The 22,961-nt window shown below is 70.1% G+C and carries 18 protein-coding genes; 12 read left to right on the top strand and 6 right to left on the bottom strand.

Annotation, left to right across the window (positions count from 1 at the left end; translation table 11 throughout):
* Positions 1-159 precede the first annotated feature (159 nt).
* Genes GXW71_RS11525 through GXW71_RS11495 form a run of 7 tightly spaced genes read left to right on the top strand, consistent with a single transcriptional unit; the run spans position 160 to position 9,309 of the window.
* Positions 160-1,746, top strand: a complete 1,587-nt coding sequence (locus tag GXW71_RS11525) for an ABC transporter substrate-binding protein (RefSeq protein ID WP_211852654.1) — start codon at positions 160-162, stop codon at positions 1,744-1,746.
* Between the two features lies 1 nt (position 1,747).
* On the top strand, positions 1,748-2,761 hold the full coding sequence (locus GXW71_RS11520; RefSeq protein WP_211852779.1) for an ABC transporter permease: 1,014 nt from the start codon (positions 1,748-1,750) through the stop codon (positions 2,759-2,761).
* Positions 2,758-3,600, top strand: a complete 843-nt coding sequence (locus tag GXW71_RS11515) for an ABC transporter permease (protein WP_211852653.1) — start codon at positions 2,758-2,760, stop codon at positions 3,598-3,600. The genes GXW71_RS11520 and GXW71_RS11515 overlap by 4 nt, the downstream gene beginning before the upstream one ends.
* Positions 3,597-4,556, top strand: a complete 960-nt coding sequence (locus GXW71_RS11510) for an ABC transporter ATP-binding protein (protein WP_211880553.1) — start codon at positions 3,597-3,599, stop codon at positions 4,554-4,556. The genes GXW71_RS11515 and GXW71_RS11510 overlap by 4 nt, the downstream gene beginning before the upstream one ends.
* The gene (locus tag GXW71_RS11505) at positions 4,549-5,511 is read left to right on the top strand and encodes an oligopeptide/dipeptide ABC transporter ATP-binding protein (protein ID WP_246526490.1); all 963 of its coding nucleotides are present in this window, start codon (positions 4,549-4,551) and stop codon (positions 5,509-5,511) included. Before GXW71_RS11510 ends, GXW71_RS11505 begins: the two co-directional genes overlap by 8 nt.
* A gap of 17 nt (positions 5,512-5,528) precedes the next feature.
* Positions 5,529-7,286: a hydantoinase B/oxoprolinase family protein gene (locus GXW71_RS11500; RefSeq protein ID WP_211852651.1), complete on the top strand. Its 1,758-nt coding sequence runs from the start codon at positions 5,529-5,531 to the stop codon at positions 7,284-7,286.
* Positions 7,273-9,309, top strand: a complete 2,037-nt coding sequence (locus GXW71_RS11495) for a hydantoinase/oxoprolinase family protein (RefSeq protein WP_211852650.1) — start codon at positions 7,273-7,275, stop codon at positions 9,307-9,309. Before GXW71_RS11500 ends, GXW71_RS11495 begins: the two co-directional genes overlap by 14 nt.
* A 62-nt stretch (positions 9,310-9,371) precedes the next feature.
* On the opposite strand, the gene GXW71_RS11490 is transcribed toward GXW71_RS11495, so the two are convergent.
* Positions 9,372-10,304, bottom strand: a complete 933-nt coding sequence (locus GXW71_RS11490; RefSeq protein ID WP_211852649.1) for a LysR substrate-binding domain-containing protein — start codon at positions 10,302-10,304, stop codon at positions 9,372-9,374.
* Positions 10,305-10,427: 123 nt separating this feature from the next.
* Here GXW71_RS11490 and GXW71_RS11485 point away from each other — a divergent pair, with 123 nt between their 5' ends.
* Positions 10,428-11,033 (top strand): FMN-dependent NADH-azoreductase, encoded by a 606-nt coding sequence (locus GXW71_RS11485; RefSeq protein WP_211852648.1) that lies wholly within the window; start codon positions 10,428-10,430, stop codon positions 11,031-11,033.
* A gap of 224 nt (positions 11,034-11,257) precedes the next feature.
* Here GXW71_RS11485 and GXW71_RS11480 read toward each other — a convergent pair whose 3' ends face one another.
* On the bottom strand, positions 11,258-12,955 hold the full coding sequence (locus GXW71_RS11480) for a sensor histidine kinase (RefSeq protein WP_367615843.1): 1,698 nt from the start codon (positions 12,953-12,955) through the stop codon (positions 11,258-11,260).
* Positions 12,956-13,657: a response regulator transcription factor gene (locus tag GXW71_RS11475; RefSeq protein ID WP_211852647.1), complete on the bottom strand. Its 702-nt coding sequence runs from the start codon at positions 13,655-13,657 to the stop codon at positions 12,956-12,958.
* A gap of 132 nt (positions 13,658-13,789) precedes the next feature.
* On the opposite strand from GXW71_RS11475, the gene GXW71_RS11470 reads away from it, so the two are divergent.
* From GXW71_RS11470 to GXW71_RS11460, 3 genes are all read left to right on the top strand, one after another.
* On the top strand, positions 13,790-14,521 hold the full coding sequence (locus tag GXW71_RS11470; RefSeq protein ID WP_211852646.1) for a HugZ family pyridoxamine 5'-phosphate oxidase: 732 nt from the start codon (positions 13,790-13,792) through the stop codon (positions 14,519-14,521).
* Between the two features lie 161 nt (positions 14,522-14,682).
* Positions 14,683-16,278, top strand: a complete 1,596-nt coding sequence (locus GXW71_RS11465; protein WP_211852645.1) for a phosphoenolpyruvate carboxykinase — start codon at positions 14,683-14,685, stop codon at positions 16,276-16,278.
* 135 nt (positions 16,279-16,413) lie between these two features.
* Entirely contained in the window at positions 16,414-16,812 is a 399-nt protein-coding gene (locus GXW71_RS11460) for a DUF2237 family protein (RefSeq protein ID WP_211852644.1), read from the top strand.
* 308 nt (positions 16,813-17,120) lie between these two features.
* Here the strand turns inward: GXW71_RS11460 and GXW71_RS11455 are convergent, their stop codons facing one another.
* The 3 genes from GXW71_RS11455 to GXW71_RS11445 all read right to left on the bottom strand — a co-directional run bounded on the left by GXW71_RS11455 (position 17,121) and on the right by GXW71_RS11445 (position 21,421).
* Positions 17,121-18,311 carry an MFS transporter gene (locus GXW71_RS11455; protein WP_211852643.1) on the bottom strand — a complete coding sequence of 397 codons (1,191 nt, stop codon included), beginning with the start codon at positions 18,309-18,311 and terminating at the stop codon, positions 17,121-17,123.
* Between the two features lie 100 nt (positions 18,312-18,411).
* Positions 18,412-21,210 carry a DNA polymerase I gene (gene polA / locus GXW71_RS11450; RefSeq protein ID WP_367617287.1) on the bottom strand — a complete coding sequence of 933 codons (2,799 nt, stop codon included), beginning with the start codon at positions 21,208-21,210 and terminating at the stop codon, positions 18,412-18,414.
* On the bottom strand, positions 21,194-21,421 hold the full coding sequence (locus tag GXW71_RS11445; RefSeq protein WP_211852642.1) for a zinc-finger domain-containing protein: 228 nt from the start codon (positions 21,419-21,421) through the stop codon (positions 21,194-21,196). The genes polA and GXW71_RS11445 overlap by 17 nt, the downstream gene beginning before the upstream one ends.
* Before the next feature lie 158 nt (positions 21,422-21,579).
* Here GXW71_RS11445 and GXW71_RS11440 point away from each other — a divergent pair, with 158 nt between their 5' ends.
* On the top strand, positions 21,580-22,572 hold the full coding sequence (locus GXW71_RS11440; RefSeq protein ID WP_211852641.1) for an alpha/beta fold hydrolase: 993 nt from the start codon (positions 21,580-21,582) through the stop codon (positions 22,570-22,572).
* The last annotated feature ends 389 nt before the right edge of the window (positions 22,573-22,961 follow it).

The raw sequence follows: 22,961 nt of genomic DNA, 5'->3' as shown, positions 1-22,961 counted from the left end.
ATCGTGCCGTGATCCCTTGAGGGCTTCGAGCGTCTTCCTCAGCGGCACTTGCACGCAGCATGTGCGAATTGCTGCCTGGATCGCCCGATTTTCGTGCCGCTGCCCCTTGCCGTGCAGCGGCACAGTGCATTTCATGGCGCGCCCGACGGAGACGCCGCCATGCATCGCGCCGCCTTTCGCTCCCTCTTCCTCGCCGCCCTGGTGGCGGTCCTGCCCCTCGCCCCGCGCGATGCCGAGGCGCAGCAGCGTCCTCTCGTCTTCGGCGATACCATGCCGGCCTCGCTCGACCCGCACGCGCTCTTTGACGTGCCGAGCCAGTTCGTCCTGCTCAACCTCTATGACGGGCTCTACCGCTATCAGGGCAACCCGCCGGAGCTGCTGCCCTGGCTGGCGACCGGTCACACCGTCTCGGCCGATGGGCTGACCTGGGATTTCACCCTGCGCGAGGGTGCGACATTCCACGACGGAAGCGCGCTGGACGCGGAGGCGGTGGTCTATTCCTTCCGCCGGCTGCTGCGGATGAATCGCGGGCCGGCCGGTGCCTTCACCCCCGTGCTGAGCCCGGAGAACGTGACCGCGACCGGGCCGCTCGGCATCCGCTTCGTGCTCTCCCGGCCCTATGCGCCCTTCCTCTCCGCGATCCCGCTCGTGGCTATCGTCAACCCGCGGCTGGTCGAGGCCAATATCCGCGACAATGACTTCGGCACCGCCTGGCTCTCCGCCAATGACGCGGGCTCGGGCGCCTATCGCATCACGCCGCAGAGCTACCAGGCACGGGTGCAGCTCGACCTGACGCGCTACCGGGAGCATTTCCGCGGCTGGTCCGGGAACCGCGCGCCGATCGAGGAGGTGCGGGTACGGCCGGTGCTGGAGACCTCGACCCGCATCCTCGCCCTGATGCGCGGCGAGATCGATGTCTCCGACAGCTACACGCCCCCCGACCAGGTCGAGCGCGTGAACCGCAATGCGCGCACCCGCGTGGCGCGCGACGAGAGCATGCGCACCTTCATCATCCGCATGAACAATGCGCGCGCGCCATTCGACAATCGCGACGCGCGGCTCTGCTTCGCTCATGCCTTCAACTACGAAGGCTTCAACGACGTGATCCTGCGGGGGCAGGTGGTGCGAAATGGCGGGCCCAACCCCAACAATCTTTGGGGCAACCCGCCCGACCTCCAGCCCTACCGCTTCGACCTGGCGCGTGCCCGCGAGTATTGCGATCGCGCCCGCGCCGCCGGCGCGCCGCTCGGCCGCGAGATCGAGATCCATATCCAGTCGGAGCTCGACCAGACGGTCCAGGCGGCGCAGATGTTCCAGGCCGATCTGCGCCGGCTCGGCATCAATCTGCGCATCGTGCCGAACACCTGGCCGGGCATCACCGGCGCCACCGCGCGGGCGGAGACCACGCCCGACATGTGGATCCACTGGGTGAGCACCTATTTCGTCGATCCCGAGAACTGGGTCGGCCAGATGTATGACAGCCAGTTCCATGGCACCTGGAAGGCCTCCTCCTGGTATCGCAACGACGGGGTGGACACGCTGCTGCGCCGCGCCCGCGCCTCCACCGACCGGGCCGAGCGCGAGACGCTCTACCAGCAGGCGATCCGCCAGGTGGTGACCGACAGCCCCGACATCTGGGTCTACAACACGGTCAATCTCCGCGGCCTCTCCCGCCGGGTGCAGGGCTACCAATTCTCCCCGGTTGGCTCCGGCGGTGAAATCCGGCTGATGTGGCTGGAGAACTGAACTGCTCTCCTTCATCCTCCGCAGGGTGCTGCTGGCGCTGCCGGCCTTGCTCGGGCTGGTGGTCGCGACCTTCATCCTCTCCCGCGTCATCCCGGGGGACGCGGCGGCGACGCTGGCGGGTGATGCCGCCACACCCGCGCAGATCGCCGATATCCGCGCGCGCTACGGGCTGGACCGCCCGATCCTGGAGCAGGCGATCATCCATGTGCGGCAGGTCCTGACCGGCGATCTCGGCAATTCCATCTTCACCGGCCGCCCCGTCGCGGAGGAGATCGCGCAGCGCCTGCCGGCGACGCTGGAGCTCACCTTCGCGGCGCTGCTCCTTTCCACGCTGCTCGGCGTCCCGCTCGGCCTGATCGCGGCACTCGACCATAACGGGCCGGCGGATCACCTGGTGCGGCTGGTCTCGGTCGCGGGCCTCGCCATCGCCTCCTTCTGGCTCGCCATCATGCTCCAGATGGTCTTCTCGATGGAGCTGGACTGGCTGCCGCTGCGCGGGCGCATCGACGTGGCACTCGGCCTGCCGCCGCGCGTGACCGGCTTCCTGCTGATCGACTGCCTGCTGGCGGGCGATGGCCGCCGCCTGAGCAGCGCCATGCTGCACATGCTGCTGCCGGCGCTGACGCTCAGCCTGCCCGGCCTTGCGACCATCGCGCGCTTCACTCGCTCCGGCGTGCTCGAGACGCTGCAGAAGGATTTCGTGCTCTATGCCCGCGCCGCCGGCTATGGGCGGTTCCGCCTGGCCGCCATCTACGTGCTGCGCAACGCGATCACCGTGACGGTCACGCAGATCGGCCTGCTCTTCGGCGGCCTGATCTCGGGCGCCGTGGTGGTGGAGGCGGTGTTCGACTGGCCCGGCCTCGGCACCTATGCGGTGCAGGCGATCCTGGCCGCGGACTACAAGGCGCTGCTCGCCGTCACGCTGGTGGTGGGTGTGGTCTATGCCATCGTCAATGTGGTGGTGGATGTGCTCCAGGCCGTCATCGACCCCCGCGTCTCGGATGGAACACGATGAGCCTTCTCCGACGTCTGCTGCGCGATCCCGTGGCGGCCCTCGGCCTGGTCATCGTGATCTTCGCCGTCCTCGTCGCGATCCTCGCACCCTGGATCGCGCCCTATCCCGAGGACGCCTTCGAAAGCCATCTCCTGCAGAGGCTGCGGGAGCCATCGGTGGAATTCCCCTTCGGCACCGACAATCTCGGCCGCGACATTCTCTCCCGCGTCATCCTCGGCACGCGCAACGCGCTGGCCGTGGCGCTCTCGGTCGTCCTCGCCTCCACGGTGATCGGCATTCCCATCGGCCTTGCCGCGGGCTGGAAGGATGGCTGGCTCTCCGACATCCTGATGCGCCTGACGGATGTCTTCCTCGCCGTGCCGCAGCTCATCCTCGCCCTCGCGCTGGGCCAGCTCATGGCGCCGGGGCTCGGCACCGCGATGGTGGCGCTCGCGCTCACCTATTGGCCCTTCTTCGCCCGCACCGTCTTCGCCGAGACGCGGCGCCTGCGCGGCGCGCTCTTCGTCGATGCGCTGGCCGGCATCGGCGCGCATCCGCTGCGCATCCTGCTGCTGCATGTGCTGCCTAACGCCGCGCCGGCCATCCTGGTGCGCGCCACCATCGGCATGGGCTTCACCATCCTCACCGCCGCCATCCTCGGCTTCCTCGGCGTGGGCGCGGTGCCGCCCTCGCCGGATTGGGGGCTCGCCGTCGCCGAGGCGCGGCAGTATCTGCCGGAAGCCTGGTGGTTCCCGACCTTTCCCGGCCTCGCCATCCTGCTCCTGGTGCTGGCTTTCAATCTTCTGGGCGATGGGCTGCGCGATGCCGCCGATCCGCGCCTCCGGCGCAGTCGCCGATGACGGGCCCCGATCTGCTGCGGGTGGACGGGCTCGCCGTCCAGCTTGGCCGCGCCAGCATCCTCGACGATGTCGGCCTCGTCATCCGCCCTGGCGCCACGATGGGGGTGGTGGGTGAGAGCGGCTGCGGCAAGTCGACCCTGCTGCGCGCGATCCTCGGCATCCTGCCGCGCCATGCGCGCATCCCGCGCGGCGCCATCCTGTTCGAGGGGCGCGACATCCTGTCGGACCAGGCCGCCTCGGCGCGTGGCCGTATCGGCTTCGTGCCGCAGGACCCCTATCTCTCGCTCAACCCGGTCTTCCGCGCCGGCACGCAGCTTCTGGAGGTGATGCGCCGCCATGCGCCGGGGAACCGCCGCCAGCATCGGGCGAAGCTCATCGAGCTCTTCCGCGCCGTGCAGCTTCCCGATCCCGAAGGCGCGCTGGACAAATACCCGCATGAATTCTCGGGCGGCCAGCGCCAACGCCTGCTGATCGCGGCAGCGCTCTCCTGCGACCCGGCCCTGCTGGTGGCCGACGAACCCACCACCGCGCTCGACGTCACCACCCAGCGGGAGATCCTGGCGCTGCTGCGGCGCCTGGCGAGCGAGCGCGGCCTCGCCCTGCTCTTCGTCACCCATGATTTCGGTGTGCTCGCCACCCTCTGCGAGCAGGTGACCGTGCTCTATGCCGGGCGGGTGGTGGAAAGCGGCCTCACCCGAGCCGTGCTCGACGCGCCGGAGCATCCCTATACGCGCATGCTCCTCGCCTGCCACCCCGATCGCGCCGCCGATCTCATCGGCATTCCCGGCACCGTACCGGCCGCCGATGCGCAGCCTTCCGGCTGTCGCTTCCATCCGCGCTGCCCCATCGCCCATGCGAGCTGCGCCACGGAGGTTCCGCCGTTGCTGCTCACGGAGGATCGTTCCGTCGCCTGCCCCTGGCATCATGAGCCCCTGCCGGAGATGGCGGTTGTCTGAAATCCTCGGCGCTTCCAGCCTTGTGGTGGAACTCGGCGCGCGTCGGCGCCTGCTGCGCCGCCTGCCGGGTGTGCGGGCGGTGGACGGGGTCGACCTCTCCGTCGAGGAGGGCGAGACCTTCGGCATCGTGGGCGAATCCGGCTGCGGCAAGACGACGCTCGCTCGCACCCTGCTCGGGCTGCAGCGCGAGGCGGCGGGCGAGATCCGCCTCGCGGGGCGCCCCGTCTCTGGCGAGGCGCCGCGCCAGGCCCGGGCGACGCGCGCCGCGATCCAGTATGTGCACCAGGATCCGGGCGCGGCACTCGATCCCTGGTGGACGGTCGGCGCGACCCTCGCCGAGGGCCTCGCCATCCATGGCGTCGCCGCCGCCGAGCGGCAGGGACGCATTGCCGAGACCCTCAGCGCGGTGGGGCTCGATCCGGCGCTCGCCGCGCGCTACCCGCACGAGCTTTCGGGTGGCCAGCAGCGGCGCATCGGCCTCGCGCGCATCCTGTTGCTCAGGCCGCGCATCGTCATCCTGGACGAGCCGACGGCGGGGCTCGACCTCTCGGTGCAGGCGGCGGTGCTGCGTCTGCTGCGCGCGCTGCGCGGGCGCTTCGGCCTGACGCTGATCTTTATCTCCCACGACCTCTCGGTGGTGCGTCGTGTCTGTGACCGCGTCGCGGTGATGTATCTCGGCCGCATCGTCGAGCAGGGCAGCACTGCGGAGATCTTCGCAGCACCTCGCCACCCCTATACGCGGGCGCTGCTCGCCGCCGCGCCGCATCTGGACGGGCGCGACAGCGGCCCCTCGCTGCAGGGCGACCCGCCGAGCCTCCGCGCTGTCCCGACAGGCTGCCGCTTCCATCCGCGCTGTCCGGCCGCCTTGCCGCTCTGCGCGGAGCGGGCGCCCGCGACGGAGGCTGTGGCGCCAGGCCATGCGGTGGCCTGCCATCGCTGGCGCGAAGCGGCTTGAAAGGACGAGGATGCGCCATGCTCTGTGACCCCGTCACCCTCGAGATCATCCGCGGTGCCGCGCGGGCTGCGCAGGCCGAGATGGAGGCGTTGCTGGAGCGCACCGCCATGTCCGCCTTCATTCGCGAGAAGAAGGATTTCTACACCGCCCTCTTCGATGCCGAGGGCGCCATGGCGGTGGGCAGCGACCTGCCGATCTTCGGCGACATCGTGGCGCCGGTAGCGCGACACTTCCCGCTGGAGACGATGCAGGAGGGTGATCTCTACTGGTACAATGACTGCTACGGCAGCCATGGCGCCGTCTCCCATTCCAACGACCAGGTCTTCCTCGCCCCTGCCTTCCATGGCGGGCGGCGCATCGGCTTCGTCATGGGCTGGGCGCATTTCTCTGATATCGGCGGGCTGCGCCCCGGCTCCATCAGCTCCGACGCCACGGACCATTTCCAGGAAGGCATCATCATCCCGCCGGTGCGCCTCGCACGGGACGGCGTGATCGCCGAGGACATGCTGCGCATCTTCTGGCGCAATTCGCGTTTCCCGGCGCAGTCCCAGGGCGATACGCGCGCACTGATGGCGGCGGTGCGGCTGGGCGAGAAGCGCCTCGCGGAGATCGCAGCGCGCTTCGGCGCCGATGTGCTGGCAGATGGCTTCGTCCAGCTCCTCGCCCGCACCGAGCGCACCATCCGCGAGAAGATGCGGGCCTGCTTTCCGCCGGGCACCACGCGCTTCGCCGACGCCATCGACTCCGACGGCCAGGGCAACGGCCCTTTCACCATGCGCCTGGCGCTCACCCGCACGCCAGATGACCGCTTCCTGTTCGACGCCTCCGAGACCGATGACCAGGCGCCGGGCCCGGTCAATCTGCTGATGCATCCGGATGTGCCGGGCATGGCGCTCGGCCTCTATTTCCTCCAGGGCGAGCAGGGGCAGGTGCTGAATGCCGGCGCGCCGCGCGCCATCGATTCCGTCACGCTGCGGGAGGGCTCGCTGCTGGCGCCGCGGGCACCGGCGCCACTCGGCCTGCGCGGCGTGACCATGATGCGCCTGCTCGCCGCGCTGCACGGGCCGGTGGCGGTGGCGCGAAAGGGCGAGGCGCCGGCGGCGCATGCGGCCTATGTCATCATCGCGCTGCGCGGGCAGCACGGCGACAAGCCATTCCTGATGAGCGACGGCATTGGCGTCGGCTATGGCGCGCGCCCCTTCGCCGACGGCACGGATGCCGTCTACTTCGTCGCGCAGGAGAACTACCCGGCGGAGTTCATGGAACTGACCTACCCGGTGCGCCTCCGCCGCTACGGCATCAACCGTGATTCCGGCGGGGCTGGGCGGTATCGCGGCGGCTGCGGCGTGGTGCGCGAATATGAGATCATGTGCGAGCGCGCCATGCTGTCGGTCCGCATCGACAGCGTGGTGAACCCCACCTGGGGCGTCGCGGGCGGGCTGAATGGCGGCTCCGGCCGCGCCCTGGTCAATCCCGGCACGGAGCGGGAACGCCTGCTGAAGCCGCTCTCCGACGGCACCATCCTGACCCGCGGCGATGTGCTGCGGATCGAGACGGGCGGCGGCGGCGGATGGGGCCACCCCTTCGATCGCCCGCCCGAGGCGGTGCTGGCGGATGTCGCCGGCGGCTTCATCAGCGCGGCGGCGGCGGCGCGCGACTATGGCGTCGTCATCGCGGCCGGCGCGGTGGATGCGGCGGCCAGCGCTGCGTCGCGTGCCGACCGCCCGCCGCATGCCCTGTTCCACCGCGGGAGGTATCGCGATGCCGTCGCGTGACCTGCTCGTCGCCGTCGATATCGGCGGCACCTTTACCGACATCACGCTCCAGGATGCGACGACGGGCGAGGCCTGGATGGCGAAGACGCCCTCCACCCCGGCCGATCCGTCCGAGGGGTTCGCAACCGGCGTCGCCGCGGCCCTGGCTGAGGCCGGGCGCGATCCGGCCAACGTTGCGCGCGTGCTGCACGGCACGACCGTGGCGACGAACCTCATCCTCGAAGGCAAGGCGGCGAAGACGGCGCTGATCACCACCGAGGGCTTCCGGCATGTGCTGGAGATCGGCCGCGCCGACCTGCCGCGGCGCGACAATCTCTGGTCCTGGATCAAGCCGCGCCGGCCGGTGCCGCCTTCGCTCGTCTTCGAAGTGGCGGGGCGTATCGCGGCGGATGGCAGCGAACTGGTGCCGCTCGACGAGGCCGGGCTGCTGGCGGCGGTCGAAGCCGCGCGGGCGGCCGGGGTCGCGGCCATCGCCATCTGCTTTCTGCACGCCTTCGCCAATCCCGGCCATGAACGCCGCGCGCTGGCACTCGCACAGCGGGCGGCGCCTGGCCTGGCGGTGACGGCCTCCATCGAGGTCCTGCCGGTGGTGCGGGAATATGAGCGCAGCATGGCGACCGTGCTGAACGCCGCGGTCATGCCGGCGGTCTCCACCTACATCGAACGCCTGCAGCAGCGACTGCTGGAGGGCGGCATCGGCGCGCCGCTGCTGCTGATGAAATCCAATGGTGGCGTGGCGGGTGCCGCCGCCATCCGCCGCCAACCGGCACAGACTGCGCTGTCCGGGCCCGCCGCCGGCGTCGTGGGTGCGCGGGCGATGGCGGCCGCCTCCGGCGTTGAGAACCTCATCACCGTGGATATCGGCGGCACCAGCGCGGATATCTGCCTGATCGCCGGCGGCGAGATCGGCCTCACGCAATCTGGGCGGGTGGGGCCCTGGCCGCTGCCGCTGCCCATGGTGGACATGGTGACGATCGGTGCCGGCGGCGGCTCCATCGCGCGCATCGGCACCGGCGGCGCGCTGACGGTCGGACCGCAGAGCGCCGGCGCCGTGCCGGGCCCGGCTTGCTACGGGCAGGGTGGCGCCGAGCCCACCGTGACCGATGCGCATCTCGTGCTCGGTCATCTGCCGCCGTCGCTGCTGGGCGGGCGGATGCGGCTGGATCCGGCGCTGGCCGAGGCGGCGGTCGCCCGCGTCGCCGCGCCGCTCGGCATGAGCCTGGAGGATGCGGCGCGGGGCATCCTCGCCATCGCCGACCAGAACATGATGGGCGCCATTCGCGTGATCTCGGTGGAGCGCGGCCATGATCCGCGCGACTTCACCCTGGTGCCCTTCGGGGGGGCTGGGCCGCTGCACGGCTGCGCCCTCGCGGCATTGCTCGGCATCATCAGGGTGCTGGTGCCGCCTGCGCCGGGGGTGCTCTGCGCTCAGGGGCTGCTGGCCGCCGATCTGAAGGCTGAGTTCAGCCGCAGCGTAACCGAGGCGCTGGAGGGTGCCGATGCGGCGCGGCTCGCCGCCGTCTTCGCCGCACTGGAGGCCGAAGCCGACGCCTGGTTCACCGCCGAGGCGGTGGCGGAGACCGACCGCGCGCTCCGCCGCGTCGCTCTGCTGCGCTACGAGGAACAGGGTTTTGAGCTCCGCATTCCCTGGCCGGAGACGGGCGGGTTGGCGCGACTCGGCGCGGATTTCGCTGCCGCGCACCGCGCGCTCTATGGCTTCGACCTGCCGGAGCTGGCGATCGAGATCGTCACCTTGCGCGTGGAGGCGGCAGGGCATCTGCCCAATCCTGCCCCGGCGCGCCCTGCGGGCGGTGATGCGGCCGCGGCGCGGATCGGCGAGCAGGCGATGCGGCTGCCGGGCGGCACGGTGCCGGCGCCGATCTATGACCGGTCACGGCTGGCGCCGGGGGCGGGTTTCTCCGGACCGGCGGTCGTCGTGCAGCTCGACGCCACCACCCTGGTGCCGCCGGGCTGGCGGGCGCGCATGGATGCGGCGGGGGCGCTGCTGATCGAGATCATCTAGCGCATTTTGTTCTGGCGAGCAGATTCACGCCTCCGGGCGATTCCGCCCTCCGGCGATCTGCTCTAGCGCGGCGGGCAGGGCGGCACCTTGCCGCCCGTGGCAAGCGCCGCCGGCAGTACCGCGACCAGCATGTCGATCAGCGCTCGTACCGCGGGCAGCAGGCCGCGACGCGCCGTGAAGACCAGGTGGACCACGCCTTCGGTGCTGCGCCACTCCGGCAGGATGCGCTCCAGCCGCCCCTCCCGGACCGCCTCCGCGCAAAGCAGGTCCGGCAACAGCCCGATCCCGATGCCGTCCAGCGCCGCCTGCAGCAGCAGCTCGAACTCGCCGGTGGCCAGCCGGGGCTCGATATCGACGATCTCGCGCTCACCCGTGGGTCCGGTCAGCGTCCAGCTCTCCGCGCTCCGCATCTCGCTGACGCCGAGGGTCGGCAGGCCGCGCAGATCGGCCGGCCGCAGCGGCCGGCCGACCCGGTCGAGCAGCGCCGGGTGCGCGACCAGCCACCCCCAGCTACTGCCGACCTGGCGCATCTGCAGCGTCGCATCAGTGTCCAGCCGCTCCCGCACGCGGATCGCGATGTCCACCCCCTCCTCGATCAGGTCGACCCGCCGGTTGGTCGCCAGCAATTGCAGCCGCACGCGAGGGTGATCGATCAGGAAGCGCGACAGCACCGGCGTCAGTCCGCGCGCCAAGCCGTCTGGGCAACTGCACCGCACCCGCCCCTGTGGCTCGGCGCGTAGCAGGGCGACCGAATCATCAGCCGCTTCCGCCTCGGCCATCGCCGCCTGGGCATGGCGGAAGAAGGCCTCCCCCGCCTCCGTCACCGCGAAGCGGTGCGTGCTGCGTTCCAGCAACCGCACCCCCAGCCGTTCCTCCAGCCGCGCCACCCGTCGCGACAGGCTGGATTTCGGCAGCCCAAGCACGCGCGCCGCCGGGGAGAAGCCCTGGTGCGTTACCACCGCAACGAAATAGGCCAGGTCGTTCAGGTTCTGCATGGCCCCGCCGGTGTTCCACCAATGGGACACGCTGTCCAGAATGATGAGCTACCAGCCGCTCCGTTGCCGGAATAGCTACGCGCCAAACCCGGCGCCCATCGCGCCGCCCCTTCGGAGGCGATCATGAAGCTCCTGCGCATCGATTCCAGCGTTCTCGGCGACAACTCCGTCTCGCGGCGCCTCTCCGCCGCCACGGTCACCCGCCTGCGTCAAAAGAACCCCGGCCTCGAGGTCACCTATCGCGACCTCGCGGCCGCGCCCGTGGCGCATTTCTCCGGTGCCCTCCTCGCCGCCTTCGGCGCCACGCCGGACAGCTGGAGCACCGAGCAGCAACAGGACGTCGCCCATGGCGGCGCCGCGCTGGAGGAGTTCCTGGCCGCCGATGTCGTCGTCATCGGCGCGCCGATGTACAACTTCACCGTCTCCACCCAGCTCAAGGCCTGGATCGACCGCCTGGCCGTGGTCGGCAAGACCTTCCGCTACACCGAGAAGGGCGCCGAAGGCCTCGCCGGCGGCAAGAAGGTGATCATCGTCTCCACCCGCGGCGGCATCTACTCGACCGGCCCCGCAGCGGCAGCCGATCACCAGGAACCCTATCTCCGTACCATGCTCGGCTTCTTCGGCATCACCGACATCGAGGTGATCCGCGCCGAAGGCCTCGCTCTCGGCGCCGAACAGAAGCAGCAAGCCATCGACGCCGCCGAGCGCCAGATCGCCCTGGCGGCGTGAGGGGCGCCCTGGGGAAGGCTCTGCCTTCCCCAGACCCCATCCGCCAGGAGCCTACAGGCCCCTGGACCCCGTCTACTTTGACGCCCTGATTGCCAAGGGGTTCCCGGCGCATTCGCGCCGGGAACCCCTTGGCAATCAGGGCACCAAGTGAAGCAGGTCAAGGAGCCTCCAGGCTCCTTGTGGGGAGGGTCCGGGAGGGGCAAAGCCCCTTCCGGAACAGCGCCTCACGCCGCCGGCAGTCTGACGACGAAGCGGGCGCCCATGACTTTGCCGTCGGCGTCGCGGCGGTTCTCGGCGCTGATGCGGCCGCGCAGGCCTTCGACGATCTGGCGGCTGATGGAAAGGCCAAGGCCGGAGTGCTGGCCGAAGCGCTCGCCGGTCGGGCGTTCGGAGTAGAAGCGCTCGAAGATGCTTTCCAGCTTGTGGTCGGGGATGCCGGGGCCTTCGTCCTCGACCGTCACTTCGACCACGGCGCCGGTCGGGCGGCCGCGCACCGTGACCTTGCCGTTCTCCGGGCTGAAGGAGAGGGCGTTGCCCAGCAGGTTGCGGAACACCTGCACCACGCGGCCTTCGACGCCGCGCACGACCAAGCCGTCTTCCGGGGCTTCCAGCTCCACCACCGGATCGGTGTCGCTCTTGCGGGTCGCGTTGTGGAGCTCCGCGAGGGCCGAGAGGATCGGTGCGATATCGACCGGCTGCGAGATGATGCGGGAGAGCTCGGCATCGACGCGGCTGGAATCGCTGATATCGGCGATCAGGCGGTCCATGCGGACCGCGTCCTCGGCGATGATCGCGAGCAGGCGCTTCTGCTGATCCGGGTTCTCGATCCGGCGCAGCGTCTCGATGGCGCTGCGCACGCTGGTCAGCGGGTTGCGCAGCTCATGCGCCACATCGGCGGCGAAGCGCTCATTCGCATCGATGCGGCCCCAGAGGGCGCTGGCGGAGTTCTGCAGGTCCCGCGCCAGCACGCCGATCTCGTCGTCGCGCGCGACCAGGCCGGACGGCACGCTGTTGGCGCGGCCCTCGCCTTCGCGCATGCGGACCGCGGCACGGGCGAGTTCCAGCATCGGCGTCGCGATGGTGCGGGCCAGGAAGAAGGACAGTGCCACGGTCAGCACGAGCGCGATCGCGAAGAGCGTCAGGACCGAGGTGCGGATCTCGATCAGGCGCTGGTCGACCTCGCGGGCTTCGCGGGTCAGCAGCACGATGCCGATGCTCTGTGCGCCGCGCCGCGCGGGTTCGGCCACGCTGACCAGCAGGCGGCCGTCGGAGGTGCGGCGGATATAGGGGGTGACCCCGCCTTCGAGGGCGATGCGCAGCTCCTCCCGCCGCTCGGGGCCGAGGTCGGGCTGCCAGTCGAAGGAGGGTGCGTTGGGATTGAGGTCGACGACCACGTCGGGCCGCCCCTGCTGGCCGAGGAAGCCGCGCGGCAGCAGGACCAGCAGGCGGTCATAGATGCCGGAGACGGTGGCGCTCAGGGCGCCGCGGGGTTCGGGCGGCGGCAGCGGCTCGGAGACGATGGCGCCGCCGGAACCTTCACGGACGCGGCTGTCGGCGACCAGCAGGCCGGTGTTGTCGAACAGCTTGCCCTGGGTGTTGGGGGACGGCTCGACCAGGCGGCGCAGCAGCGGGCGCGCGAGCTCGGGGACCAAGCTCGCGCGGTCATTCTCGATGCGGACGGCGGCCTCGCTGATGCCGGCGGCATAGATGCGCGCCTGCGTGCGCAGCGCTTCGACCTCGGCCGCCATCAGCCCGTTCTGGTACTGGTCGAGATAGAGGAGGGAGGCGGCGAGGAGGGCCGGCGGCAGCGCGTTCAGCAGCAGGATGCGGCGCAGCAGGCGCGAGAAGCGCGGCGGCCGGCGGGCGGGCTGCGGCAGGGCGTGCGCGGTCTCCGCCAGGCCTGGGGCGGGCGCCTCGGGCAATCATGCCTCCTTGTAGCGGTAGCCGATGCCGTAGAGCGTCTCGATCTGCGCGAAGTCGTCATCGACCACGCGGAACTTCTTGCGGATGCGCTTCACGTGGCTGTCGATGGTGCGGTCATCGACATAGATGTTCTCGCCATAGGCGGCGTCGATGAGCTGGTCGCGGTTCTTCACCATGCCGGGGCGCAGCGCGAGGGCTTTCACCAGCAGGAACTCGGTGACCGTAAGCTGTACCTGGCCACCCTTCCAGACGCAGGTGTGCTTGGTCTCGTCCAGCACCAGGTCGCCACGGGAGATGATGCCGCCGGGGGGCGCGCCGCTGCCCTCGGCCCGCGCGCCCTCGTTCCGGCGCAGCAGGGCGCGGATGCGCTCCAGCAGCAGGCGCTGGGAGAAGGGCTTGGTGATGTAGTCGTCGGCGCCGAGGCGGAGCCCCATCAGCTCATCGACCTCCTCGTCCTTCGAGGTCAGGAAGATCACCGGCATGTTGGAGCGCTGGCGCAGGCGCTGCAGCAGCTCCATCCCGTCCATCCGCGGCATCTTCACGTCAAGCACCGCGAGGTCGACGGGCCGGGCCATCAGCCCCTGCAGGGCGCTCTCCCCATCCGTGTAGGTGCGGATGGTGTAGCCTTCCTGCTCCAGGGTCATGGAGACCGAGGTCAGGATGTTGCGGTCGTCGTCCACGAGGGCGATGGTCTGGGCCATGTCTGGCGCTCCGGTCCGGGCGTCTCAGTGTCCGATGACCGGAGGGCAGAAAGGCCCGGAGGTCTGAATCGGACGCTCGACTCACAAGTTCTGCCACGATTGTGGCGTAACGGGGATGGCAGGGATATGGCGATGGAAGAGGCGCTCGCATCGGCCGTCCGCGAAGCCCGCCGGCTGCTGCGGGGCGCGGCTTCCGGGGTGTTGGCGACCACGGCGGAGGGCGGGCAGCCCTTCGCCGCCCTGGTGACCCCGGCGGCGGCGCCCGACCTGTCGCCGCTGCTCTGGCTTTCCAGCCTGTCGGAGCATAGCCGCCACCTGGCCGCCGATCCCCGCTGTGCCTTGCTGGTGACCGGGCTGCCGGCCGGGCCGAACCCGCAGACCGCGCCCCGCGTCTCGGTCACCGGCCTCGCCGAACGGGTGCCGGAGGCGGAGGTGCCGGCGCTGAAGGCGCGCTGGCTGGCGCGCCACCCCTATGCCGCGCTCTACGCCGATTTCGCGGATTTTTCCCTGTGGCGGATCCGGATCGGCGCGGCGCTCTTCGTCGGCGGCTTCGCGACGGCGCAGCGGCTGCGCGCGGGCCAGCTTCTGCCAGACCCGGAAGCGGTCGCGGCGGTGGCGGGCGCGGAGGCGGGGGCCATCGCCCACATGAATGCGGATCATGCCGATGCCTGCGCCAATATCGCCCGGGCCCTCTGCGGCGAGGGCGAGGGGGAATGGCGCCTGACGGCGATCGACGTCGATGGCTGCGATCTTAGCGACGGTAATAGAGCATCTCGATTTTGCTTCTCTGAGCCAATTTTGGATGCAGAGGGCATCCACCGGGCCTTGGTGCGGGCTGCGCGCGAGGCCCGTGGGGTTTCCTAACTCATTGATCAAAAACGGGCGATTGGTACGACAGCGAGGAATTTGACGCGCTGCACGCCTATGCCCTGGACACGCCGCATTTTCGCCGTCACTTAAGAAGACACAGGATTGATCGCTAAGGTTGCACGCGTCTGGTGCGCCATCGCCGCTCGGAGACATTCATGACCGACCTTGCCGCTGCTCTCGCCGGGACGGGCGTCACCGCCACCGGCACCCTGCGCGCCAACCTCCTCGCCCCTGCCCTGGTGGCCGAGGCGCTGCGCCGTGGCGAGGGCCGGCTGTCCGAGGACGGCGCCTTCATGGCCGTCACCGGCCAGCACACCGGGCGCTCCGTCCAGGACAAGTTCGTGGCCGATGAGCCGGAGACCACCGGCGATGTCTGGTGGGGCAAGGTCAACCAGAAGCTCCCGGCCGATGCCTTCAAGCGATTCGCCGCCGATGTCCGCGCCTGGCTCGGCGCGCGGGGCGAGCTCTACACCCAGGACCTCTATGCCGGCGCCGATCCCGCGCACCGCATCCGGGTGCGGCTGGTGACCACCAATGCCTGGCACGCGCTCTTCGCGCGCAACATGTTCATCCGTCCGGCGGCCGAGGAACTGGCGGGTTTCGTGCCCGACTTCACCATCCTGCACGCGCCGGAGATGGAGGCGGATCCGGCGAAGCATGGCTGCCGCAGCACGACCGCGATCGCGCTGTCCTTTGCGGAGCGCATCATCTGCATTGCCGGCACCAGCTATGCCGGCGAGATCAAGAAGTCGATCTTCACGGTCATGAACTGGCTGCTGCCGGCGCGCGGCGTGCTGCCGATGCATTGCAGCGCCAATGTCGGGGAGAAGGGCGACACCGCCCTGTTCTTCGGCCTGTCCGGCACCGGCAAGACCACGCTTTCCTCCGATCCCGATCGCCGTCTCATCGGCGATGACGAGCATGGCTGGTCGCCCTCCGGCGTCTTCAACTTCGAAGGCGGCTGCTATGCCAAAGTCATCGACCTTTCGGCGGAGGCCGAGCCGCAGATCTTCGCGGCCACCCATCGCTTCGGCACGGTGCTGGAGAATGTGGTCTCCGACGTTGCGGGCAAACTCGACCTGGCCGACCGCTCGCTGACCGAGAACACGCGGTCCTGCTATCCGATCCACTACATCCCGAATGTGGTGCCGGAAGGTCGTGCGGGCCTGCCGAAGAATGTGGTGATGCTGACCGCTGACGCCTTCGGCGTGCTGCCGCCGATCGCGAAGCTCTCGGCCGCGCAGGCGATGTACCACTTCCTCTCGGGCTACACGGCGCGCGTCGCCGGCACCGAGAAGGGCCTCGGGAAGGAGCCGCAGGCGACTTTCTCGACCTGCTTCGGCGCACCCTTCCTGCCCCGCCACCCCGAGGTCTACGGCAAGATGCTGGCCGAGCGGATCGCCGCCGACGGCGCCGATTGCTGGCTGGTCAACACCGGCTGGACCGGCGGCGCCTACGGTACCGGCAAGCGCATGTCGATCAGGCACACCCGCGCGCTGCTGAAGGCGGCGCTCGACGGATCGCTGGCCCGCGCGGAGTTCGTGCGCGATCCGTTCTTCGGGCTGATGATCCCGAAGGCGGTGCCGGGCGTGCCGGCCGAGGTGCTGAACCCGCGCGAGACCTGGGCCGACAAGGCGGCCTATGATCGCACCGCGAAGGAGCTGGTGGCGCGGTTCGAGAAGAATTTCGAGACCTTCGTCGGCGCCGTAGACGACAGCGTTCGCGAAGTCGCGATCCGCGCGGCCGCCTGACATCGCGGTCCGCGCGGCCGCCTGATACGGCCGTCCTCTTCGCCGGAACGGGAACTGCGCCCGGAACGGGATCCGGTCTAGACTGTCGGGCATGACCAAGCCGCTGCACCATGCCTTGCCAAGTGCGATCCGCGCGTGAGCACGGGGTTCGACTGGCTCCGGGGCGACGGCGCGACCAATGTGTTGGGCGGCCCCTTGCTGCCCTGCTCGGTCGCGCCGCTCACCGGCTTCCTGCGGGACGGCTGCTGCCATACCGGCACCGAGGATATTGGGCGGCACGTCGTCTGCGCGGAGATGACGGCGGCCTTCCTCGCTTTCAGCCTGGCCCGCGGCAATGACCTGATGACGCCGCGCCCATCGCTCCGCTTCCCGGGCCTGAAGCCCGGCGACCGCTGGTGCCTAGCCGCGATCCGGTGGGAGGAGGCACGGCAGCATGGCTGCGCGCCGCCGGTGCTGCTGGAGGCGACGCATGTCGCAGCACTCGAGGTCTGCGCGCTGGAACATCTGCGCGCCTATGCGCTGGACTTGGATTAGAGCGTGATGACTTGAGGCGGAATCGCCGAAAAGTCTGAATCACGCGATCAAACAAAGTGCTGGAGCATGATGCGTGAGCGTCTGCGAGCGCATCATGTTCTAGCGACTCTTCCGGCGGCGCCGGGTCGGCTTCCCACGGACGAGGGCGCGAAGGCTTGCCGTCTGCTGGCGTTTGAGTGCCGCCTTGGCGGCCGCCTGCCACCAGATCAGCGCGCGGTTGGCCGCGCTCAGGAATAGGCTTCTCGGGCTGCCGCGCATCGGATCCTCCTGGGGCTGTCGGAAGGGCAACGCATGGCGACGACGAAAGTCTATTCCGCCGCCGCCATCTGCGTGCGCCGGCGCGCCGAGAATTCCTGCCGGATCGCCATGGCCGCCGTCAGCCCGGTGAACAGCGCCGCCAGCAGGAAGACCAGCGACGGCCGTCCGGCATCCAGCAGCAGCCCGAAGGCGAGCGGCCCCACCGTGCCGCCGATGTTGAAGCCGGTGGAGACGATGCCGAAGACCCGCCCCTCCATGCCGCGCGGGGAGGCGGCGCGGACCAGCATGTCGCGCGACGGCATGATGGCGCCGGTCAGCAGGCCGGCGGCGCCCATCAGCAGGATCACCAGCGGCGCCGGCAGCGAGACCAGACCCAGGATCAGGATCAGCACCGTCGCCGCGCCGAAGCCGGCCGCGGCCACCAGCCCGTGCTTCCGCGTCCGGTCGGCGATGATGCCGCCGGCCAGCACGCCCGCCGCGCTCATCGCCAGCCAGGCGGTCAGCGCCGCGCTGGCGGCGGCGAGCGACAGCCCGCTGCCTTCGGTGAAGGCGACGACGGAGAAGGCCTGCAACCCGCCGGAGGAGAGCGCGAGCAGGGTGAAGAAGCCGGTCAGCGCGATGATCGCCGGCGACAGGATGAGCTTGAGCGACACCGCCTCGGCAGGCTTGTGGGCGGCGCGCGCCGCTGCCGTCTCGCTCAAGGCGCCGCGCAGCAATGGCAAGGCCGCCAGCGGCCCGAGCAGCCCCGCGGCGATCAGCGCCGCCCCCAGGCCGAGCGTGCTGGACAGCGTCAGTACGAACGCCGGTGCCACCGCGCCGCCGAGATAGCCGGCGAAAGTGTGGATGGAGAAGGCGCGGCCCATGCGGGCTTCCGAGACGCCGGCCGAGAGGATCGCGTAATCCGCCGGGTGATAGACGCTGTTGGCGAGCCCGGCCAGCAGCCCGGCGGCGAGCAGCAGCGGATAGCTCGGGAACAGTCCGAGCAGCACGAAGGCGAGGCCGCCGAGCAGCAGGCCGGACACCAGCACCCGCCGCGCGCCGAGCCGGTCCACCAGGAAGCCGACGGGCGCCTGGGTCAGCCCGCTGACCACGTTGAACAGCGTCAGCGCCAGGCCGAGCTCCACGAAGCCGACGCCGAGCACGTCGCGCAGCAGCGGGAACAGCGGCGGCAGCACCAGGATATGCAGATGGCTGACGAAATGCGCCCCGCAGATGGTCAGCAGCGTGCGGCGTTCGTTCATTGTTATGTCCCTTGGACGCCCTTCAGTGCGCTTCCTGGAGCGTGATGACTTGAGGCCGGTTCGGCCGAAAAGTCTGAATCACGCGATCAAACAAAGTGTCTCAGTGTGCTTCGGACCAGCTCCGCCCCGTGCCGATCTCGACGGCGAGCGGCACGCGCAATTCGGCGACGCCTTCCATGACGCGCTTCACCAGGGCGCTGGTTGCATCGACCTCGGCCTCCGGCACCTCGAAGACCAGCTCGTCATGCACCTGCAGCAGCATGCGCGCCGAAAGGCCCGCGTCGCGCAGCGCCTTGGGCAGCCGCACCATGGCGCGCTTGATGACCTCGGCGGCGCCGCCCTGGAAGGGGGCGTTGATCGCGGCGCGCTCGGCGCCCGCGCGGCGCGCGGGGTCCTTGGTGTTGATGTCGGCGATCCAGATCTTGCGGCCGAAGGAGGTGCGGACGAAGCCATGCGTCCGCGCCTCCTGCTTCATCTTCTCCATGCAGTCCCGGATGCCCGGATACTGCCCGAAATAGGCATCGATGATGCCGCGCCCCTCGCCCGGCGTGATGCCGAGGCGGGAGGCGAGGCCGAAGGCGGACATCCCGTAGATGATGCCGAAATTGATCATCTTGGCGCGCCGTCGCGCCTCCTTGTCGACGGTGCCGGACGGCGGCTTGAAGACCTCGGCGGCGGTGCGGCTGTGGATGTCCTCGCCCTGCGCGAAGGCCTCGCGGAGCGTCGGCACGTCGGCCAGGTCCGCCAGCAGCCGCAGCTCGATCTGGCTGTAGTCGGCGCTCATCAGCACATGGCCGGGCTCGGCCACGAAGGCGCGGCGGATGCGCTGACCTTCCTCGGTGCGGACCGGGATGTTCTGCAGGTTGGGCTCGGTCGAGGCGATGCGGCCGGTCGTGGTGTTGGCCATTGAATAGCTGGTGTGCACGCGCCCGCTGCGGGAATCGAGCTGCGCCGAGAGCCCATCGACATAGGTCGATTTCAGCTTGGCGATCTGCCGCCAGTCCAGCACCGCGCGCGCCAGGTCCACGCCCTGGCCGGCCAGTTCCTCCAGCACAGTCACATCGGTGGAATAGGCGCCGGCCTTGCCCTTCTTGCCGCCCGGCAGCTTCATCTCGTCGAACAGGATCTCGCCGAGCTGCTTCGGCGAGCCGACATTGAAGGGCCGGCCCGCCAGCGTGTGGATGCGGGCTTCCATGGTGACCAGCCGTTGCGAGAAATCCTCGCCGATGCGGGCGAGCTCGACGCCGTCGACCTTGATGCCCGCCATCTCCATGTCGCGCAGCACGCCGATCATGCGGCGCTCGACCTGCTCGTAGAGCACGAGCGACCCATCCTGGCGGAGCCGCGGCCGCAGCGCCTGCCAGAGGCGGAGCGTCACATCCGCGTCTTCGGCCGCATAGGCGGTCGCCTTGTCGAGAGGGACCTCCGCGAAGGGGATTCGCCCGCGGCCGGTGCCGGTCACCTCGTCATAGGCGATCGGCGTGTGGCCGAGATGGAGCTGCGACAGCTCATCCATCCCATGTCCATGGCGCCCCGCCTCCATGGCGTAGGAGATCATCATGGTATCGTCGACCGGCGCCACGGCGATGCCGCCATTCACCGGCTGCGCCAGCACTTCCAGGTCGTATTTCGCGTGCTGGAAGACCTTCAGCACGGCGGGATCCTCGAGCAGCGGCTTCAGCGCCGCCATCGCCGCCTCGGGCGGGACCTGCGTCGGCGGCGGCGCGCTCAGCATGTCCTGTGCCTGCGTGTGGCCATGGCGCAGCGGCACATAGCAGGCGCGGCCCGGGGCGGTCGCGATCGACAGGCCGACCAGCGTCGCGCGGAGCGGATCGAGGCTGTCGGTCTCGGTGTCGAAGCCGATCACCCCGGCCGCCCGCGCCTCCGCGATCCAGGCATGCAGCGCGTCGAGATCGGTGACCGTCTCATAGGGGCCGAAGGGTGGCGCCTCCGCTTCCAGCGGCACCGCCGGCTCGAGCGGCATGCTCTGCCGCGCCGCCACCGCCGGATGCGCCGGCGCCTCCCCGAAGCCGAGGCGCGCCAGCAGGCTGCGGAAGCCCTGGGTGCGCAGGAAGCGCTCCAGCTTCTCGGCATCCGGAGCGCGGGCGGCCAGCGCCTCCATCGGCTCCGGCAGCGGCGTGTTCTCGTCGAGCAGCACCAGGCGCTTCGAGATCCGCGCCAGCTCGGCATTGGCGACCAGCGCCTCGCGCCGCTTCGGCTGCTTGATGGAGGGGGCTGCGGCCAGCAAGCCTTCCAGCCCGCCATGCTCCAGCAGCAGTTGCGCCGCGGTCTTGATGCCGATGCCGGGCACGCCCGGCACATTGTCGGTGGGATCGCCCGCCAGCGCCTGCACATCGGCCACCATGGACGGCGGAACGCCGAATTTCTCCAGCACCTCCGGCTCGCGGATCGGCTTCTGTTTGATCGGGTCCAGCATCTCGACGCCGTCGCGCACGAGCTGCATGAGATCCTTGTCGGAGGAGACGATGGTCACCCGCCCGCCCTCGTCGCGGAAGGCCTTGGCATAGGCGGCGATCAGGTCATCGGCTTCGTAGTTGTCGAGCTCGATGCAGCAGACGCCGGATGCGGCGGTCGCTTCCCGGATCAGGGCGAATTGCGGGATCAGCTCCTCCGGCGCCTCGGGACGGTGCGCCTTGTAGTCGGGGTAGATGGCGTTGCGGAAGGTGACGCGGCCGGCGTCGAAGACCACCGCGATATGGCTGCCGATATGCTTCTGCAGGAACTGGGTCAGCATCTGGGTGAAGCCGAACACGGCATTCACCTGCACGCCGTCCGGCCGCGTCATCGGCGGCAGCGCATGGAAGGCCCGGAAGATGTAGCCGGACCCGTCCACCAGGATCAGGTGGCGGTCCGGCGCGCCCTCAGTGGTGGTCGCCACCGTCAGCGCCTTCCTTCAGCACATAGGTGATCGAGCAATAGGGGCAGGTGACCTCGGTGCCTTCGATGCGCAGCCAGACGCGGGGATGGCCGAGCGCGCCGGCGACGGAGCCGTCGCAGGCGACCGCGCGGCGCTCGACCAGGACGCGCTGCTCGGGCGTCACGCCGGCCACGGGGTACGGCGTGTAGCCGGTCTGTTGCTGGTCGCGCATCGGCGTTCCCTGTCCGTTCGAGTAGGGCCGTGGCGCGGATCGCCTGAGGGCGGGCAGGCCCGGAGGCATCAATCTGCGTCACGGAAAGGCACTTGCACCATAGTCACCCACGGCCGGATGGACCAGAGCATGGGCTGCCCGATACTCTGCGTGGACCGATGAACCGACGCTCGCTTCTCGCAACCCTCCCGGCGCTCGCCGCCTGCACGCCGCTGGTCATGCCGGCGGGGCCGCCACGCCTGACGCCGGCAGTCGAAGGCGACCACCTGGTCATGGCGGATGGTGCCGAGCTGCCGCTCAGACGGTGGTTGCCGGTCGGCGAGCCGAGCGCGGTGATCCTCGGCCTGCATGGCTTCGGCGAATATGCGCGCAGCTTCCTGGCGGATCCGGCGCCGCTCTTCACGGCGCAGGGTGTCGCCCTCTACGGCATCGACCAGCGCGGCTTCGGTGCGGCCCCCAATCGTGGCTACTGGGCGGGGGTGGAGACGCTCGCCGCCGATGCCGCGACCGCCTGTGCGTTGCTGCGGGCCCGCCACCCGGGGCTGCCGCTGGTGCTGATGGGCGAAAGCATGGGCGGTGCGGTCGGGATGGTGGCGGCGGCGCGGGGCGACCTGGCCGTCGACGCCATGGTGCTGCTGGCACCGGCGATCTGGGGGCGCAACACCATGCCCGGCATCCTGCGTGTCTTCCTCGACATCGCGGCCTTCATGGTCCCGCGTTGGGGCTTCCGGAACAGCTTCGGCGGCATCACGCCCACCAACAACGACGCCGCGCTGCGCCGCTGGTCCCGCGACCCGCTGATCCTGCGGGAGACGCGGGTCGATACGGCGATCGGCCTGATCGACCTGATGGATGCCGCGGTCGCCGCGGCGCCGCATCTCGGCGTCTACGGCAAGCCGATGCTGATCCTCTACGGCGGCAAGGACCAGCTCATCCCCGCGGGCCCGACGCGGACGGTGCTGCACAGCCTGCCGGAAACGGCGCCCGCGACGCTCGGCTTCTATCCGGAGGGGTATCATCAACTCCTGCGCGATGAGGGAAGCGTGGTCGTGGTGCATGACATCCTGGCCTGGCTGGCGGCGCCCCGGGCGCCCCTGCCATCCGGCGCCCAGACCGCGGCCGCGCGGTGGTTGGCTCGGGCGACGGGCTGAGAGCCGGTTTGAGAATGGCCGCGGGGCAATCTGGCGGTCCTTTTCCGCCCCTGCCGCGCCGGCCAGATTGTCTTGCCAAGCATCTTCACCCGCTCAGGCTTTGCCTGAATGGGATCTGCTTGGGCCGATGCAACCAGCATCGGCTGCGTCACCCGACACGACAGGAGCAAAAAATGCCTCGCCAGCTTGCTGCCGCATCATTCCCTAACCGGCTCTGATGCGGCGGGAGCCCTTCCTCGGCGCGGAAGGGGCTTTCACGGCCTTGCTGTCGCTGCTGGTGATCGCCGCCAGCCTGGGGATCTCGCTGCTGCTCCTGGCGCTGCAGGTCTGGCGCATCGCGGCCGTGGCGCCGGTGACCGCCCCGCCGGCGGGGCGCGCGCTGGTGCTCG

Origin of the sequence: Plastoroseomonas hellenica (assembly GCF_018129085.1) — a bacterium.
Lineage (GTDB): Bacteria > Pseudomonadota > Alphaproteobacteria > Acetobacterales > Acetobacteraceae > Plastoroseomonas > Plastoroseomonas hellenica.
This window is presented reverse-complemented; position numbering and strand designations above follow the sequence as displayed.

Excerpts from the sequence above, each read along its gene's own strand:
- GXW71_RS11525 (WP_211852654.1), top strand. The coding sequence starts at position 160 with ATGCATCGCGCCGCCTTTCGCTCCCTCTTCCTCGCCGCCCTGGTGGCG.
- GXW71_RS11515 (WP_211852653.1), top strand. The coding sequence starts at position 2,758 with ATGAGCCTTCTCCGACGTCTGCTGCGCGATCCCGTGGCGGCCCTCGGC.
- GXW71_RS11510 (WP_211880553.1), top strand. The coding sequence starts at position 3,597 with ATGACGGGCCCCGATCTGCTGCGGGTGGACGGGCTCGCCGTCCAGCTT.
- GXW71_RS11500 (WP_211852651.1), top strand. The coding sequence starts at position 5,529 with ATGCTCTGTGACCCCGTCACCCTCGAGATCATCCGCGGTGCCGCGCGG.
- GXW71_RS11495 (WP_211852650.1), top strand. The coding sequence starts at position 7,273 with ATGCCGTCGCGTGACCTGCTCGTCGCCGTCGATATCGGCGGCACCTTT.
- GXW71_RS11490 (WP_211852649.1), bottom strand. The coding sequence starts at position 10,304 with ATGCAGAACCTGAACGACCTGGCCTATTTCGTTGCGGTGGTAACGCAC.
- GXW71_RS11485 (WP_211852648.1), top strand. The coding sequence starts at position 10,428 with ATGAAGCTCCTGCGCATCGATTCCAGCGTTCTCGGCGACAACTCCGTC.
- GXW71_RS11475 (WP_211852647.1), bottom strand. The coding sequence starts at position 13,657 with ATGGCCCAGACCATCGCCCTCGTGGACGACGACCGCAACATCCTGACC.
- GXW71_RS11470 (WP_211852646.1), top strand. The coding sequence starts at position 13,790 with ATGGAAGAGGCGCTCGCATCGGCCGTCCGCGAAGCCCGCCGGCTGCTG.
- GXW71_RS11465 (WP_211852645.1), top strand. The coding sequence starts at position 14,683 with ATGACCGACCTTGCCGCTGCTCTCGCCGGGACGGGCGTCACCGCCACC.
- GXW71_RS11455 (WP_211852643.1), bottom strand. The coding sequence starts at position 18,311 with ATGAACGAACGCCGCACGCTGCTGACCATCTGCGGGGCGCATTTCGTC.
- GXW71_RS11445 (WP_211852642.1), bottom strand. The coding sequence starts at position 21,421 with ATGCGCGACCAGCAACAGACCGGCTACACGCCGTACCCCGTGGCCGGC.
- GXW71_RS11440 (WP_211852641.1), top strand. The coding sequence starts at position 21,580 with ATGAACCGACGCTCGCTTCTCGCAACCCTCCCGGCGCTCGCCGCCTGC.